Annotated in this window: 17 protein-coding genes and 1 pseudogene; 9 read left to right on the top strand and 9 right to left on the bottom strand. The window is 42.7% G+C overall.

The features are described from left to right. Positions 1-67: 67 nt before the first annotated feature. Positions 68-379: a hypothetical protein gene (locus tag JC606_RS21190; RefSeq protein ID WP_233090553.1), complete on the top strand. Its 312-nt coding sequence runs from the start codon at positions 68-70 to the stop codon at positions 377-379. A 637-nt stretch (positions 380-1,016) separates the two neighbouring features. On the opposite strand, the gene JC606_RS21185 is transcribed toward JC606_RS21190, so the two are convergent. Then, complete coding sequence (locus JC606_RS21185) at positions 1,017-1,313, bottom strand: hypothetical protein (protein WP_137407821.1); 297 nt, start codon at positions 1,311-1,313, stop codon at positions 1,017-1,019. Positions 1,314-1,512: 199 nt separating this feature from the next. Between JC606_RS21185 and JC606_RS21180 the strand changes: the two genes are divergently transcribed. After that, positions 1,513-1,734, top strand: a complete 222-nt coding sequence (locus tag JC606_RS21180; RefSeq protein ID WP_017632541.1) for a helix-turn-helix domain-containing protein — start codon at positions 1,513-1,515, stop codon at positions 1,732-1,734. Positions 1,735-1,755: 21 nt separating this feature from the next. On the opposite strand, the gene JC606_RS23470 is transcribed toward JC606_RS21180, so the two are convergent. From JC606_RS23470 to JC606_RS21160, 6 genes and pseudogenes are all read right to left on the bottom strand, one after another. Next, positions 1,756-2,631, bottom strand: coding sequence for a site-specific integrase (locus tag JC606_RS23470; RefSeq protein ID WP_443083687.1), 876 nt, complete (start codon positions 2,629-2,631; stop codon positions 1,756-1,758). Positions 2,632-2,832: 201 nt separating this feature from the next. Then, positions 2,833-2,907 (bottom strand): annotated as a pseudogene (locus JC606_RS23465) (hypothetical protein); the annotation flags it as partial. 471 nt (positions 2,908-3,378) lie between these two features. Next, entirely contained in the window at positions 3,379-3,882 is a 504-nt protein-coding gene (locus JC606_RS21170) for a GNAT family N-acetyltransferase (RefSeq protein ID WP_137407823.1), read from the bottom strand. A 162-nt stretch (positions 3,883-4,044) separates the two neighbouring features. Next, positions 4,045-4,593 (bottom strand): disulfide bond formation protein B, encoded by a 549-nt coding sequence (locus JC606_RS21165; RefSeq protein WP_198779372.1) that lies wholly within the window; start codon positions 4,591-4,593, stop codon positions 4,045-4,047. A gap of 11 nt (positions 4,594-4,604) precedes the next feature. Next, positions 4,605-4,760 carry a DUF5993 family protein gene (locus JC606_RS23460; protein WP_233090551.1) on the bottom strand — a complete coding sequence of 52 codons (156 nt, stop codon included), beginning with the start codon at positions 4,758-4,760 and terminating at the stop codon, positions 4,605-4,607. Between the two features lie 21 nt (positions 4,761-4,781). After that, on the bottom strand, positions 4,782-6,566 hold the full coding sequence (locus JC606_RS21160) for a GTP-binding protein (RefSeq protein WP_137407825.1): 1,785 nt from the start codon (positions 6,564-6,566) through the stop codon (positions 4,782-4,784). 350 nt (positions 6,567-6,916) lie between these two features. On the opposite strand from JC606_RS21160, the gene aroC reads away from it, so the two are divergent. Next, a complete protein-coding gene (gene aroC, locus JC606_RS21155; protein WP_137407826.1) occupies positions 6,917-8,002 on the top strand; it encodes a chorismate synthase in 1,086 nt (361 codons plus the stop codon). Between the two features lie 72 nt (positions 8,003-8,074). Here the strand turns inward: aroC and JC606_RS21150 are convergent, their stop codons facing one another. Further along, positions 8,075-8,698 carry a trimeric intracellular cation channel family protein gene (locus JC606_RS21150; protein ID WP_061033724.1) on the bottom strand — a complete coding sequence of 208 codons (624 nt, stop codon included), beginning with the start codon at positions 8,696-8,698 and terminating at the stop codon, positions 8,075-8,077. Positions 8,699-8,997: 299 nt separating this feature from the next. On the opposite strand from JC606_RS21150, the gene JC606_RS21145 reads away from it, so the two are divergent. From JC606_RS21145 to JC606_RS21135, 3 genes are all read left to right on the top strand, one after another. After that, positions 8,998-9,528 carry an elongation factor P hydroxylase gene (locus JC606_RS21145; RefSeq protein ID WP_137407827.1) on the top strand — a complete coding sequence of 177 codons (531 nt, stop codon included), beginning with the start codon at positions 8,998-9,000 and terminating at the stop codon, positions 9,526-9,528. Between the two features lie 9 nt (positions 9,529-9,537). Beyond that, positions 9,538-9,801, top strand: coding sequence for a YfcL family protein (locus JC606_RS21140; RefSeq protein ID WP_004737967.1), 264 nt, complete (start codon positions 9,538-9,540; stop codon positions 9,799-9,801). A 167-nt stretch (positions 9,802-9,968) separates the two neighbouring features. Beyond that, positions 9,969-10,490 carry an NADPH-dependent FMN reductase gene (locus JC606_RS21135; RefSeq protein WP_137407828.1) on the top strand — a complete coding sequence of 174 codons (522 nt, stop codon included), beginning with the start codon at positions 9,969-9,971 and terminating at the stop codon, positions 10,488-10,490. 134 nt (positions 10,491-10,624) lie between these two features. Here the strand turns inward: JC606_RS21135 and mnmC are convergent, their stop codons facing one another. Next, positions 10,625-12,775 (bottom strand): bifunctional tRNA (5-methylaminomethyl-2-thiouridine)(34)-methyltransferase MnmD/FAD-dependent 5-carboxymethylaminomethyl-2-thiouridine(34) oxidoreductase MnmC, encoded by a 2,151-nt coding sequence (mnmC, locus tag JC606_RS21130; RefSeq protein ID WP_198779371.1) that lies wholly within the window; start codon positions 12,773-12,775, stop codon positions 10,625-10,627. Positions 12,776-12,831: 56 nt separating this feature from the next. On the opposite strand from mnmC, the gene fabB reads away from it, so the two are divergent. The 3 genes from fabB (at position 12,832) to JC606_RS21115 (ending at position 16,634) form a co-directional block, all read left to right on the top strand. Next, positions 12,832-14,043 (top strand): beta-ketoacyl-ACP synthase I, encoded by a 1,212-nt coding sequence (gene fabB / locus JC606_RS21125; RefSeq protein WP_004737973.1) that lies wholly within the window; start codon positions 12,832-12,834, stop codon positions 14,041-14,043. 431 nt (positions 14,044-14,474) lie between these two features. Then, entirely contained in the window at positions 14,475-15,608 is a 1,134-nt protein-coding gene (locus JC606_RS21120) for a 4-phosphoerythronate dehydrogenase (RefSeq protein ID WP_198779370.1), read from the top strand. Positions 15,609-15,620: 12 nt separating this feature from the next. Next, positions 15,621-16,634: an aspartate-semialdehyde dehydrogenase gene (locus tag JC606_RS21115; RefSeq protein ID WP_004737979.1), complete on the top strand. Its 1,014-nt coding sequence runs from the start codon at positions 15,621-15,623 to the stop codon at positions 16,632-16,634. Positions 16,635-16,726: the final 92 nt, after the last annotated feature.

Below are 16,726 nucleotides of genomic sequence, written 5' to 3'. Positions count from 1 at the left end.
AAACAATTGCTAACAAGGCCAGTCAGCAGCATAGCTGCGCCTCTGCTGGCGGCATCAAATGGCAATCATGGATATCGAAGCTATCAAACAAGTTCTGAGATCTTGGTTAGAGGAAGGCTACCTAGAAGGTGAACTATCAGTAGAGCCAGAATGGTATGTCTTGTGGCAGCCTGAAGAACTGGAAGAATTCAATCGCGACTATCAGATCGCCGAGTACGCTCCTGGCTTTTTAACATTCGGCGGCAATGGTGGCGGTGAGCTTTTGGTTGTGAATGATGCAGAAGAGGTGTTTTACATTCCAAGCATTGGTATAGCACCAGAATCGGCCATTAAGATTGCAAATAGCCTGCAAGAATTTAAAGGCTACATGCAGCAATGAACAAGCCCAAGCAGCATCGCGCACTCTGTGCGCTGTACCTCGCCACGCTCGGCCGCTGTTGGCGGCGTTATCCCTACTTTTCATAATACTTACCAGCCAAAATAGAGCAAAGTGCGTAACTCGCTTTTGTCCAAAGATTATTTTCAAATCTGAGCAGATGCTGTGTCTGATTTGGGATGTGATCGTTCGCTTGGCAAAGGTAAACGTTCTCCCTCTAGGACTTGTAATTGACACCTTGGCTGGCAGACACGTCCTCAAACAAGATGAACGCTCTAAAGGCGCGACGGTCACGTGTTGTTTCGGGTGAGGCTGATATAAGTTGTTCTACCGCTACGTTCCCCTTGGAAACCCTGAAAGGAAAACGCTTAAATTCTTTTGCTATATGCTTCACACTTGAGCAGTTTAATACATTGGAACAGCGTTATTGTGTCCTGAGAATATAGCCCTCGAGGTAACTACTGCGGTTTCTATAACGTGAAATAGGTGTCTTGTTTTCAGTTTCGTTTTGTCACAAGATTCAGGTGGTAGGGCTAATAGAGGTAGTGTACGTAGCTTACCAAGTCGTAGGTTCTTGATTTCGCTCTTCCAGAGTTAACATTAAAAGTCCACCAGCTATGCTGGTGGACTTTTATGTAATTTAATGCAGATAGGTTTGTTTTTCTGAAGATGATATTTGCCTTATAATCCAACTTGCATCATGGAGCTGAGCTCCTTGTCGACACTTAAGTAGTACTTCTATTGCTCGCTGGGATAAATGATCTACATAACTTTCAGTTAGGTGGCAATTTATATGGAAATCATGTTCCCATATTTTATCTTGTATTGAAGACTGGTAGCTTCTTACTTCATCGCTGGTTAAGTGATGGAATTCCTCAAAAGCTGCAATCTCTAAGCATATTCCTGCAGTTTGAATCTCTATAGGGGTGATGTTCATTTTCAACTCCATATTCTTTGAAACTTTCGTGGGGTCTTCCCACAGATGAGACCAGAGTCACAGCGAACTAGAGTTGTACAAATTACACTCTTTAGTCATACATATTGGTCTTTAGGAGCGCGTTTTTAATCTCCTATAGATTAAGATTAGTACATGGTTACTTCTTTGCAACTTATTATGACTTATAGGAGGTTATATTTTGCTTTTAAAAAGCGTAGTAAAGTGTCATTTGTCTAGGATTATGGGCGAAAAGCGGTTAAAGATTTCAATTGTTTCGAGGGATACTGGGATTAATCGAGGCACCATCACACGCTTGTATTACGATGAAGCGGAGAGGGTAGAGCTAGATGTCATTGGTAAGTTGTGTTTGTATCTGGATGTTCAAATTGACGAACTTTTTGAAGTTGAGCGTCTTGAATAGGCCATAGTTTCAATGAGTGATCTACGAAATGTCTCCAAACTTTGAGCGCTCAATTAATCGTTCATTTAGAACTGCCTCCCATAGCTCTAGTCCGTCTCTTTTCTCGTCCAGGTACTCATACCTATCATAGTGTTTGCCTGAGACATCACTGATAGCATGTCCCTGAATTCTATCACGGACTTCTTTACTGATTTTGAATTGACCGCCAAGCGTTTTAAATGTTCGTCTAAAGTCTCTCGCAATAAAGTTATCAATTTCTGTATTCCGTTTGTAGGACAGCAGTGCTTGAGCAAGAGTGTTGCTTGGCATTGGTTCAGTTGGCTTGGTCTTTTTATGGAACACAAATGGACTATTAAATTCGTTATCTTTGAGGCACTCCTTGAGGATCTCCACTGCGGTATGAGTGAGAGGTACTACATGTGCGTGGTTGGTTTTGAAAATTTCAGCGCGAATCGTGAGTGTTTTATCGCGGAAGTTAATATCGCTCCATTTAGTATTGGCGATCTCATAGGGGCGCTGGCCTCCTAAATAGAAACAAAGCTTGATAAAGCGTCGCGTTGATGTTGCTAACTTAAGGTCGTGATAACGATAACTCATGTCATGGATGAGTTGTACTAATTCATCAATGTTTAAGAAACGGTCTCCTGCCTTTTCGGCGTATGTTTGCTTAGGAATGGCTGAAATAGGGTTGTATTTCAACCCAAACTTCACTTTAGAGTTATTACTTGCTGGGTCATTATCGTTTTTAAGTCCAAACTCAAAGGCGGCATGTAAGTAAGAACGAAGCTTATTACTTTTTGGAGCGTAACCTTCTTGGATAGGGATACTGAGAGCTTGCATAAAATCACTTGGTTCGAAGCTTTTTGCTTTGCGTGTTTTATCAAGGTAAGGGTAGATGTTGCAGATGATTTTTTGTTTATCTTCTTCGTAATTTCTTTTTCCGCGCTTACATTTGTCTAATGTATAGAGGTCTATCAGCTGCTCAAACGAACCAGCCCTGAGTGACTCTTGTTCGAGATATTCTTGCTCTGCTTCTTTTTCCTGAAGGTATTCTAACGGGTCTATACCTTGAGACAGTAATTCGCTGTACGATTCAGCGATTTTCCTTGCCTTGGCCAGCGTAACTCCTGGTAAGCGGCCTATCGGAATCAAAATTGCTTTTGAACTTTGGAAGTAACGAAACTTAAAAGATTTTGAACCGGCAGGCGTTACTTGAACACCTAATCGTCCTTTTCCGCGCTCGCCTGTTTTATCCCAAGCGTAGAATGAACTTTTTTAGGCGTTAGGCTGTTAATTTGTGTAACAGTGAGCATAAGTTTTTCTCCAAGCTTCGTTGATTTAAAATAGCACTTGCCTAGATCCGTGGTCAAGTATATGGTCAAGTAACGAGTGATATCTTTGAAACTTGGTGAAACATAATAAAACTTATATTTATGTTTTTATGTTATAATTTCTTGATTTTCAATGTTTTATTGTTTTATTTTGATTCTTTGTGTTTCATGTTGATTTCGGCATCCCATCTCTTCTAAGGATGTGGTCGTAGGTTCGAATCCTACAGGGCGTGCCATTATTAAAAGAAACCCGATAGCTCTCTGAGTTGTCGGGTTTTTTGCATTTTAGGGTGAGTTAAACTTTCTGCTTTTGTTAAACCATCACGACCTCTGGAATATATCTAAGGCCCAACATAGTACATCCATCTTCTAAATAACTGTCCGTCACCACATCGAAACCGAATTTACCATAGTAGTCTTTCAGGTGTGCTTGCGCTGAAATGAAAATAGAGCTTTCCGGGTAAATTTTTCGAGTCGTATCGAAGCTTACTTGCATGAGTTGGTTACCTACCTGCTTACCTCTGTACTCTTTTGCGACGATGACACGACCGATACATACATCATCGGCATCCGCGTTGATCAATGGGAGCACATCACAAGGGTATCCAAGTTTGGGAGCCATAATACGACTGTAAGCCACGAGACGTTCGTTATCATAGCCCATGACGTGATAGGTCTCGGGATGGTTATCTTTACCATCCAAGTCGCTGTAGGGTGTTTTCATGTCTACGATAAAAATATCGACTCTTTCTCGTAAGAAATCATAGAGCTCATCAACCGATAGCTCTGCAAATTTTTTCACTCTCCACTCGATCATTACCTTTCTCCTTATTATTTGGGGCTAAAACATAGAGGCAATTTCAACCGAGTTCATTAACCTTTGTTAATTGATTATTATTTTAATTCCAAAAAGGCACAACTGTATCAACAATTGGGCCTTTATTTTGCTATCTTGACCTGACGGTTTTAAAATAGTCAGTTATTTAAAGAGATCGGAAAACCAATAACTGATAGGGTCTGCTGGGCATTCATATGGACCACACTCTAAAAAAGTTGAAATAACATTTATCAGCACTGTAATAATTGCAATAATGCATATGCCTTTTCCAAATGTGGTCATTTGATGTTCTTTTGTTTTACAATCATTATTCCAGAGCATAAGTAAGAGTGCTACTCCGGAAATTGTCATACCGAAAATAACAAAAGCCCAAGTATAATAATGCATGCCAAATATTGCGCTACCATAACCAGGTGTACCAGGGATAACATGTAATGATATTTGGCGAAGGGACGTAGCAGCACCAAATAGTGCACCAATTAAAATAATGCCATAATGTCGTTGCTCAGTACCGTAAACTACGTTCAACATAAAGCCAAACATTACCATTACAAAACCTAAACGTTGCAACAAGCAAAGTGGGCAAGGTAATTCATTCAAAGATACTTGTAAGATTGATCCCATGAGTAAAACGACGGTAATACCGAGAAGACCAAGTGTATTGAATATGGTTATTTTTTTATTATTCATTGAATTGCCCCTTATAATAAAATAGATAGGGTATCTGTTGCATGGTGGTTAAACCAATATAAACTTATAATTAATGATATGGTAAATATTACATAACCTAATTGCTTTTTACGTGTAAATATACTGATTACCGATATTAATAGTAATAAGAAAATAAAACTCATCATAAAACTATCCTTACATATTGTTTAATTGCGTTTTGCTAGTCTAATATTAAGAGGTGTGACTTCGATTAATTCGTCATCATTAATCCAAGTCATTGCTTGTTCTAAGCTCATTGCGAAAGTGGCTTTCATCGCATAGTTTTTATCTGCAGTGGTTCTCCAAACTCTGGCTAGTTGTTTGCCCTGTCTGCAATTAACATAAAGGTCTGATGGTGTTATGGCTGCACCGATTATTTGTCCTTTATATACCTGTTCACCGTGCGTAATCATCATTCTACCTCGATCCTGCAGGTGAGCTAACGCATGGTTTAATGCCTTACCTGTTCCATTTGAAACCATTACGCTTCCGATCCTCTGCCCAACGTTCTCGCTACTCTTATTGCCGAATCCGTCCTCTTCAAAATGAAATGATGCAGTACCCCCTGAGAGGTTATTCAGGCAATGTCTCAACCCAAGCATTCCTCTTAATGACCCTCTAAAAACTAAGTTACTTTGATCATCGCCTGCTGTTTCACTTGATATAAGAGTGGCTTCTCTGTTCGTTAACTCATAGATTATGTCACTGATATTTTTGTTATAGCAGGTGATAAAACACTTATTATATGGTTCGTGGTGATTTTTATTCATTTCATTATTTATTACTTTAGGTCTTGAAATACAAAATTCTGAGCCCTCTCTCCTCAGCTTTTCAATTAAAACACCAAGGTGTAATTCACCTCTTCCGGAAACGTCGATACACCCAGCATCATTGGATGGTTTTATTTTCAAAGCAACATCATGTGTTGCTTCAAGCCTTAACCTTTCTGTAAGAGCTTTTGACTGAAGTACTTTTCCTTCTTGTCCTGCGAATGGAGAGTCATTAACGCTAAATTGGATACACACCATTGGTTTATCGATTTGTAGTTGTCCTAGTTTTAATTTGTTATTTTTAGTCGTTATAATGTCTGAAATACATATGTTATCAATACCAGATATAGCAATAATATCTCCAACATCTCCTTCTGGGATTGCAACTCTATTAAGCCCATGAGAGCGAAAGACTTCTTTTACTGTCGCACTTCTTTCCGGTTTCCCCTGACTTGTAATAATAACTTTCTGACCTTTTGTAAATCCGCCTGCCAATACACGACCAATGCCAATTAGTCCGATATATGGTGAATAATCAAGTTGGTGGATTTGCATTAAAGGTTCTGAGCTTTCTAAAATTTTTGGAGCCTCAACATTATTTATTATTAGGTCTAATAAGGGGGCCATACCTTCTGTTTTTATCGGTTTAGATAAATATTTATAGGCATAGTTTAAGCGAGCGCTACAACATACAATAGGGAAGTCTAATTGTTCCAACGTTGCACCTAGTTGAATGAGTAGGTCATATAATTTATCCAAACACCTTGATACGTTAGACTCTCTGCGGTCAATTTTATTAATGGCAACTAAAATTTTTAGCCCTTTTTTGATTGCCTTTTCAGCCACGAAACGAGTTTGAGGCATCGGCCCTTCGACTGCATCAACAACAACTAATGCTGCGTCAGCCATATCGATGACTCGCTCGACTTCACCACTAAAGTCTGAATGCCCGGGTGTATCGATTATATTGATACGATGATCTTTCCAATCAACGGCAGTTACCTTTGATAAAATGGTAATGCCTCGTTCTTGTTCTTGGTCATTTGAATCGAGTAATAAGTGCTTACCTTCATCTTGTCGAGATAATGAATTTGTTTGACGTAAGAGCGTATCAACTATCGATGTTTTTCCATGGTCTACATGTGCAACAATGGCAATGTTTCTTATATTTTGATGTTTCATTGACAATTGTCCTGTTAGATGTAGTTAATCATTTACCCTGTCTATTATGGGTCTAATTATATGGCTAAAACTCCTGGTTTTTTATTGTAATTAAGACAAAAAATATCAATAAAGAGACATTTTAAGGTCGATGAAATTGAGTTGGAACTTTTTTATTTTCTTTGCATTGGTCGCTAAGATCTCAAGACGTCGTGGAACTTACTAATAGAAAGTTAAAATTGTTCCTTTTTTGGGGTTTACATCATTTAGTAATAAAGCCACTATGAATTCACGAAGAATAGACAAGTAAAGCTGTTCACCAGTGGGTTTAGGAATCAAACCTTCTGCTGATGGCTGATTTAGAGGAAGTAATGGCAGGAAACAGTATCGGACAACATTTCCGCGTGACCACGTTCGGAGAAAGTCACGGTATCGCACTAGGATGTATCGTAGATGGGTGCCCACCAGGATTAGAAATTACCGAAGCAGACCTTCAAAAAGATTTGGATCGTCGTCGCCCTGGTACTTCTCGTTATACAACGGCTCGCCGTGAAGCGGATGAAGTAAAGATTTTATCAGGTGTATTTGAAGGCCAAACTACGGGTACTTCTATTGGTCTATTGATTGAAAATACAGACCAACGCTCTAAAGACTATTCCGAAATTAAAGACAAATTCCGCCCAGGCCACGCTGATTACACGTACCATCAAAAGTACGGTGTGCGTGATTACCGTGGTGGTGGTCGTTCTTCAGCTCGTGAAACAGCAATGCGTGTTGCGGCTGGTGCGATTGCAAAGAAATACCTAAAGCAAGAATTTGGTGTTGAAATCCAAGCTTACCTTTCTCAAATGGGCGATATCTCAATTGATAAAGTTGATTGGAACGAGATTGAAAACAACGCTTTCTTCTGCCCAGATGCAGATAAAGTACCTGAGTTTGACCAACTGATTCGTGACCTACTAAAAGAAGGCAACTCGATCGGTGCGAAGATTCAAGTGGTCGCGACTAAAGTGCCTGTAGGCCTTGGTGAGCCGATCTTTGATCGCTTAGATGCTGATATCGCGCACGCGCTAATGAGCATTAATGCTGTGAAAGGTGTTGAGATTGGTGATGGCTTTGATGTGGTTAATCAACGCGGTAGCGAACACCGTGATCCATTAACGCCAGAAGGCTTCACTAGCAACCATGCTGGCGGTATTTTAGGTGGTATCTCTACTGGCCAAGATATTGTGGCAAGCATTGCGCTTAAGCCAACATCAAGCATTACGGTACCGGGTGACACTATCACTAAAGATGGTGAGGCGACGCAGCTAATCACTAAAGGTCGTCATGATCCATGTGTTGGTATTCGTGCGGTGCCAATTGCAGAAGCGATGCTAGCGATTGTTCTACTCGATCACCTATTGCGTCATCGTGGTCAGAACCATGGCGTAACGACGAAGACTCCTCAAATCTAACGTTTGAGTGAATGAAAAAAAGGGTTGCTTCCTATTGGAGCAACCCTTTTTGTTTTCTAGTGGTATTTGCTATTAATGCACAGAGCTTTCTGGATCAAGCTGGAACGAAGGCAAGCGCCACTTGAATCTCACCGCTGCCATACGCAGCAAGTAGCCGACCACAAGCGTTACAATTGTTGCAGTGACATCGTTAATACCAAACTCGAGTAAGCCTAGGTATAAGCCTGAAGCAATCAGTGCGATAGAGGCGTAAAGCTCTTCATGCAGCACCAGCGGTGTTTGACGACAGATAAGATCACGCAGCAAACCACCAAATACACCAGTAACCAGTGCTGATACCATACAGATCATTGGGTGAAGGCCCATGTTCATCGCCACTTTAGTGCCTATGATACTGAATACAATCAGACCTAGCGCATCTAAGCGAATGAACAAACCTTTAAGTTTAATAACCCACTTAGCTAGGCCTGTTGTGACAACGCCTGCCACACAAGTAATCGCAAGAAATTCAGGGTTCTCAACCCAACCTAACGGGTAGTGACCAAGCAAGATGTCTCGCACTGTACCACCGCCAATCGCCGTTGCGCTGGCAACCAACATTACACCAAACCAATCCATTTTTTGTTTACCAGCACTGAGAGCACCGGTCATGGCTTCTGCCGTGATGCCAATGATATACAAAACACTTAGTAGCATTGCTGTAGCTCTATTATTTAGGTCTATAAATTGGAGTCTTATAGGCCTTGGAGATATAAAAATGAAGCGCGAGTGTAGTAGTAAAACAGGTGATTGACGAATGAATATTTGTACCGTGAATGAGCATTTCAGATTAGCTAAACTAATCATTCACCTAAAAGTGGTGTAATCTGGATGCTGCAATCGATTGTCCACCTCTAGGACAACGATATTGCGAATGTCATTACCCTTAATAGGGCTTTACCGAGCGCGCAAAAAAACGCAAAATGCGCCTGTTCTTTTTACTTTAATTTGATTCTATGACGCACCAATATCCAGATATTATCAATATTTTCAACCAAACCTTTTTCGATAGCTTCAATACTAAACTCGAACTAGGTGAAGATGAGCCTATTTATCTACCAGCCGATGAGCAGGTTCCTCACCATCGTATCGTGTTTGCTTGCGGGTTTTATGCCTCTGCACTGCACGAGATCGCGCACTGGTGTGTAGCGGGTCCTGAGCGTCGTTTATTGGAAGATTTTGGTTATTGGTATGAGCCAGATGGTCGAACAGAAGCGGTTCAAGCTGAGTTTGAAAAGGTAGAAATCCGCCCGCAAGCGTATGAATGGATCATTGCAACCAGTGCAGGCTTTCCTTTTAATGTTAGCTGTGACAATCTACACGGCGATTTTGAGCCAGATCGTTTGGCCTTTATGAATAAAGTACACAACGAAGTCATGGGTATCCTAGAAGTTGGTCTTCCACCAAGAGTCAAAATGCTTTCTGAAGCGTTGCGCGACTTCTACGATGTAGAACCTCTGTGTGCTAGCCAGTTTATTGTGAAATAAGAGAATATTATGATTATCGAATTTGAAGAAAAACTACTTGAAGTAATTGATGCTCGCATTGAAAACGCATCAGATGACGAACTGTTTGCGGGTGGTTACTTACGTGGTCATATTTCTCTTTCAGTGGCTTCATGTGAAGAAGAAGGCATTGAAGATTTAGCAGAAGTAAAAGCGCGCATTGAGAAGAGCCTAGATGATGCTCGCTCTGAACTTACACCAGCAGATCGCACCATTGTGAATGACCTTTGGGTTGAGCTACAAAACCAAGCTTAATTCTTGGTGATATCTGCTCAGTCTCTTCCTTTCCATTTTGCTGAGCAGTGAATAGTTTGAGACTCATTCGAAATTTTTGAATGAGTCTGTTCAATCCTTGTGATGGTGCCATTTTCTGACTACGTTACTCTAATCCCACTTAACGAGATTACAGAAAGGGTTACATCATGAAAGTTATCGCATTCGGCGCAAGCACAAGCTCTACCTCTATCAACAAAACACTAGCAACTTACGCAGCTAGCTTGATTGAAGGTGCTGACGTAAAAGTTCTCAACATCACTGATTATAACGTTCCTATGTTCAGTGAAGACACTGAAAAAGAGATCGGTCAAGCAGAAGGCGCGCAAGCATTTTTGCGTGATCTAGCAGAAGCGGACGCATTTGTTATCTCTTTCGCAGAACACAACGGACATTACCCTGCAGCGTATAAAAACCTGTTTGATTGGGCGACACGCATTGAGCGTTCAGTCTTTGGCGAAAAGCCTGCGGTTTACCTAGCGACTTCTCCTGGCCCTGGTGGGGCACAAACAGTACTGGGCGCGGCGGCAAGCTCGGCACCTTACTTTGGCGGTAACGTAAAGGCATCAGTTTCTGTACCAAGCTTCTACGATAACTTCGACTTTGAATCTGGTTCTATCAGCAACGAAGAGATCGCACAGCAGATTAAAGAAGCCGTCGCTAAGCTTTAATTCTTATTAGTGCTTAAACCCAGTAAAGTCGTTTGAAAGTTTAAGTCATCAGATACAAAAAGCCCGAGAGACATAACGTCACTCGGGCTTTTTCATTACAAATACTCTGAATTTACGAACGAGTAGTCCGTCAGCTATTGATTGGCTTTCGCTTGTTTATCTGCGACCCATCCCGCTGTTAATGCCTTACCCTTACGTAGTCTGCGTACCCACATTCTGCTTGGGTGAATGGCTTCCAGTACATCAGCAGGAAGAGGAAGTGGATCGCCACAAATTTGTGATGCTAAAACCTCTGCAAGTAGGGGAGCAGAGCTTAACCCGCGAGAGCCTAAACCGATAAAGCAGAATAGGTTAGGGAAGCTAGTGACAGTTTCAACATCGTCAACCGAGTCACGCTGTGGGTTAAAGTTATGCAGATTTTGGTACTGCTCTTTAATGGCTTCAAAGTTACCAACGTTACCGACAAACGGAAGATGATCGCGGCTTACACTACGGATACCTTGGCGCGCTAGGTTGCCACTGGTATCGACTTCTTTTGTCCATGCTTGATCTGGCAATGACCCATGAAGGCGCTCGCCATTGTGCTGTTGAACTTCAGCATCAAACTCTTGGTCGATGTTGGTTTTGTCGTAGTTCGCGCCAATGCAATGGTGTCCATTGTTTGGGTTTTGTGGCGTAAGGTAGCCATCAAAGCACAACACGGTTTTGAGTTTGCTAAGATTTTCCGTGGTTGGAATGTGGCTCACTTGACCTTTAACCGGAGTAAGAGGTACAGGTTGAGTTTGCTCAAATTGAGTGAACTTATGCCCGTTCGCAACCACTACTTGGTCATGCTTAGTTTGAATCTGACCTTGTGGTGTCTCAATCGTTAGTAGCCATTGTTGTTCAGCTTCGAGCCACTCTAGTTGAGTCACTTGATGTTGATAGTGTGTACTTACTTTATTGACTTGTTCCAATTGACCAATCAGGCCTTGAGTAAGCTGAAGTGGGCTTAACCATCCACCTAGAGGAAAGTAGACGCTCTCTTTATCAACGGGTAAACCGATCTTTTCGTTTGCTTGCTCTGGCGATAAACGCTGAATCAAATCGGTGTGGAAATTACCTGCCAACATGCGATTGAGCTTCTTAGTGGAACCTTCATCCCACATCAAAATGTTCACACCACACCAGTTATGGTCGAATTCAATCGATGTTGCGGCTTGATTGATGAACTGACGCGCAAACAACAATCCAGGGCCGAATATACGCGAAACGTTTGAGGTCGCTTCACTCAATAGCGGGTAAATCGCACCTTGGTTATTACCAGAGGCGTTACCTGCAGCTTGCTGGTGTTCACAATAAAGCGTGATGTTCTTACCGCGGCGGCTCAGTGTTTTAGCCAACGCAGCACTGGCAACACCACCACCGATGATAGCGATGTCTTGTGAGTCGCTGTGCTCTGATAAGCCATACCAAGGTTTGATATTGGTATGAGCATGTTTTTCGCCAAGTCGGCCTGCAATCATTTCGCGCTTAGTACCAAAGCCTTTGACCTTCTTCATCTCAAAGCCAGCTTCAATTAACCCACGACGCACGAAACCGGCCGCGGTAAAAGTCGCACAGCTACAATCTTGCTTGGCCAGCTTTGCCATGCCATTGAATAGGTTTTGGTTCCACATCTCTGGGTTTTTGCTTGGGGCGAATCCATCTAGGAACCATGCATCCACCAAACCTATCTTTGGCGTAGGCACGCTTGGCATACAGTCTTTGATGTCGCCGAACCATAAATCCAATGTGATCGCGCCATCGCCCAATACAATGCGGTGACATTCAGGCAGGGCGATAGGGTAGTGTTCTTGGAGTTGCGTCGCATACTCGGCTAATTCTGGCCACGCTTGGTGTGCTTTGATGAGATCCTCTTTGTTTAAAGGATATTTCTCAAAACTGATGAAATGTAACTCTTTGGTAATAGCTTGAGGGTTATCTTTAAGGAAAGCATCGAACCACTGCCAAACCGCAAGAAAGTTGAGGCCTGTACCAAAGCCAGTTTCAGCGATCACAAAACGGCGCTGATCATGTTCAAGCCAACGCTCTGGAAGGTGGTTTTGCTTTAAAAAAACGTAACGAGTCTCTTCCAAACCATTTACGTTGGAGAAGTAAACATCGTCAAATTGGTCTGAAACTGGCGTGCCAGACTCATTCCATTCCAGCTCAGCATTAGTAATTGAAGTCATAAAATCTATCATTTTGTGATTTGAAGCGATATGTTGGTAGGGATTGTACGAATTTCTAGGAAAGCTGACCACTTTTGTTAGGCTTCTTAGTTATCATCTAGCTGAATTTAGAATTATAGGAATGTCACATGAAACGAGTCGTAATCACCGGTATGGGTATTGTTTCAAGTATCGGTAACAACGTCGAAGAAGTTTTAGCATCACTGAAAGAGGGTAAATCTGGTATTACCGCTTCAGAGCAGTTCAAGGAAAACGGCTTACGCTCTCAAGTTTGGGGTAACCTAAAAATGAACCCTGCTGACCATATTGACCGCAAAAAGATGCGCTTTATGGGTGATGCAGCGGCATTCGCTTATCTTTCAATGGAGCAAGCAATTGCAGACGCTGGCCTAACAGAAGAGCAAGTATCTAATGACCGCACAGGTATCGTTGCGGGTTCAGGTGGTGCTTCTTCTCTTAACCAAGTAAACGCAGTAGACATCATCCGTGAGAAAGGCGTTAAGCGTGTTGGTCCATACATGGTTCCACGTACAATGGCTTCAACGGTTTCTGCTTGTCTAGCAACTCCTTTCAAAATCCGTGGTGTGAACTACTCTATGAGTTCTGCATGTGCAACATCTGCACACTGTATTGGTCACGCAATGGAGCTTATCCAACTCGGTAAGCAAGACGTAGTATTCGCTGGTGGCGGTGAAGAGCTTGATTGGTCTCTGACTATGATGTTCGACGCAATGGGCGCACTTTCTACTAAGTACAACGATACTCCTGAGCTGGCTTCTCGTACTTACGATGCAGACCGTGATGGTTTCGTTATCTCTGGTGGCGGCGGCATGCTAGTAATCGAAGAGCTTGAGCACGCAGTTGCTCGTGGCGCGAAAATCTACGGTGAGATCGTAGGCTACGGCGCAACTTCAGATGGCTACGACATGGTTGCTCCTTCTGGTGAAGGCGCGGTTCGTTGTATGAAGATGGCAATGCAAAACGTTGATGGCGTTGACTACGTGAACACTCACGGTACTTCAACTCCAGTTGGTGACGTGAAAGAGCTAGGTGCTATCCAAGAAGTATTTGGTGGCAACAGCCCAGCAATCTCAGCAACTAAAGCGATGACAGGTCACGCTCTAGGTGCAGCTGGCGTACACGAAGCGATTTACTCAACGCTAATGCTAGACAACGGCTTCATCGCTCCAAGCATTAACGTTTCTAACCTAGACGAAGCAGCTGCTGGCCTAGACATCGTAACTGAAGCTCGTGAGCAAGAGCTAACAACAGTTATGTCTAACAGCTTTGGTTTCGGCGGTACAAACGCAACGCTAGTAATCAAAAAATACCAAGCTTAATTAGGCTTGAGTTAGATAGATAAAGGTTAATTGTTAACGGGTGACGCGAGTGCCGTTTCAATACGCACAGGTAACCCATTAACCATGACCCACAGAACAAAGCTTTCTAAACATAGGTTTAGAAACGGAAAGGTTTCCAGAGCTTGATCAGTAGTGGCTTTGGTCAGTACTGGTCGAACAGACGCAGACTCTGTCTCCTGGAGAGCGAGATAGGATCCTTTTGTTCTGGATGTTTGCCCGATTGTTAATTCAATCGGGCATTTTTCGTTTTAGGCTTGAGTAGTAAAAGCTGCGTAGGGCAATCAATCCTTATCTCAACAAGCCTTTATTCATAATGTATTCCATTTGTTACTCGACACCGTGTGTGGAATTTTGCACAATCATTTCAATCTACATTTAGGTCGATAGACCCCAACAAAAGTACTCGCCAAATGAAAATCTTAATCGACGAAAACATGCCTTATGCAGAAGCGCTTTTTAGCCAGCTAGGTGAAGTGACAATGAAGTCTGGTCGCACATTAACTGCGGACGATCTGGTTGACGTAGACGCACTGATGATTCGCTCTGTCACCAAGGTGAACGAAGAATTAATCAGCAAAGCCAATAAACTGAAGTTTGTCGGTACCGCGACGGCAGGTATGGATCACGTCGACCAAGAATTGATGAAAGAGCGTGGCATTTTCTTTACCGCGGCACCGGGCTGTAACAAGGTTGGTGTGGCTGAATACGCGTTCAGTGCAATGATGGTTCTTGCGCAGCAACAAGGCTTCTCTGTATTTGATAAAACAGTCGGTATTATTGGTTGTGGTCAAGTGGGCAGCTACTTAGCAAAATGCCTTGAAGGTATTGGTATTAAAGTTCTACTGAACGACCCTCTAAAACAGCAAGAGGGTGACACTCGTGAGTTTACAGAACTAGAAACGCTGCTTAAGCAATCTGACGTTATCACGCTGCATACGCCAATCACTAAAACGGGTGAGTTCCCAACGCATCACTTGATCAATGAGCAAGTGCTAAATAACTTGCGTGCTGATCAAATCCTGATAAATGCGGCTCGGGGCCCTGTCGTGGATAACCAAGCGCTAAAAGCTCGCTTGCAAAAAGCTGATGGCTTCACGGCTGTCCTTGATGTATTTGAGTTTGAACCTGAAGTCGACATGGAGCTGCTTCCTTTACTCGCTTTTGCAACACCTCACGTAGCGGGCTACGGTCTAGAGGGCAAAGCACGCGGTACGACGATGATCTTTAACAGCTATTGCGAGCTCTTAGGCAGTGAACAACGCGCTTACGCGAGCGATCTATTGCCGACAGCGCCTGTGCCTCAAATGAAATTAGATAGAGCTTGGGACGAAGCAACACTGCACAATTTGACTCAGTTGATCTATGATGTGCGCAAAGACGATGCCTTATTCCGTCGCAATATCGCTACGCCAGGTTCTTTTGACAAGATGCGTAAAGAGTATTGGGACCGCAGAGAGTACAGTGCAGTCGAGTTAACAGGTGATGATTCTTGTAATCTAGCACCGTTAGCTAAACTCGGTTTTATGGTAAAGCCAACTTTATAAAAGAGAGAAACAATGAGCCAAGAATTTAATATTGCTATTTTAGGTGCGACTGGTGCGGTTGGTGAAACCATTCTTGAAGTACTTAAAGAGCGTAAATTCCCTATCGGTGAACTGCACTTACTAGCAAGTGAACGTAGTGAAGGTAAAACTTACCGCTTTAATGGTAAGACGATACAAGTGCAGAACGTTGCAGACTTCGATTGGTCTCAAGTTCATATCGCATTTTTCTCTGCTGGTGGCGACCTTTCTGAACAATGGGCTCCAGTTGCTGCGGATGAAGGTGTTGTCGTTATCGATAACACATCTAAGTTCCGTTACGAATACGATGTTCCACTGGTTGTGCCTGAAGTGAACCCAGAAGCAATTGCTGAGTTCCGCAACCGCAATATCATTGCGAACCCGAATTGTTCAACGATTCAAATGCTGGTTGCGCTTAAGCCAATTCACGATGAAGTAGGCCTAGAGCGTATCAACGTGTCGACTTACCAATCGGTTTCTGGTGCAGGTAAAACGGGTATCGATGAGCTTGCTGGTCAAACCGCTAAGCTTCTGAATGGTATGCCAGCTGAAAACTCAGCATTCCCACAGCAGATCGCGTTCAACTGTATCCCTCAAATTGATGAGTTTACGGAAAACGGCTACACGCGCGAAGAGATGAAGATGGTTTGGGAAACACAAAAAATCTTTAACGACTCTTCAATCACTGTGAACCCAACGTGTGTTCGTGTACCGGTATTCTACGGACACGCAGAATCTCTACACGTGGAAACTCGCTCACCAATCGGTGCTGAGCAAGTAGTTCAACTACTAGAGAACACAGAAGGTGTTGAAGTTTTCCATGGTATGGAATTCCCAACACAAGTACGTGACGCTGGTGGTAAAGACCATGTAATGGTGGGTCGTATTCGTAACGACATCAGCCATCACAGCGGCATCAACATGTGGGTTGTTGCGGATAACGTTCGTAAGGGCGCTGCAACAAACGCAGTACAAATCGCTGAAGTTCTGATTCGCGATTACTTCTAAGCTTCACCGCTTTGATAAACAAGCCTCACTCTTTAGTGCAATGTAGATCAGATAAGGATCGGTTGACCGATCCTTCTTCTGAGAGATAATCG

This window comes from Vibrio sp. IB15 (genome assembly GCF_016406055.1).
GTDB lineage: Bacteria > Pseudomonadota > Gammaproteobacteria > Enterobacterales > Vibrionaceae > Vibrio > Vibrio chagasii.
The sequence above is the reverse complement of the archived record's forward strand: the minus strand, read 5'-3'. Positions and strand labels throughout refer to the sequence as shown.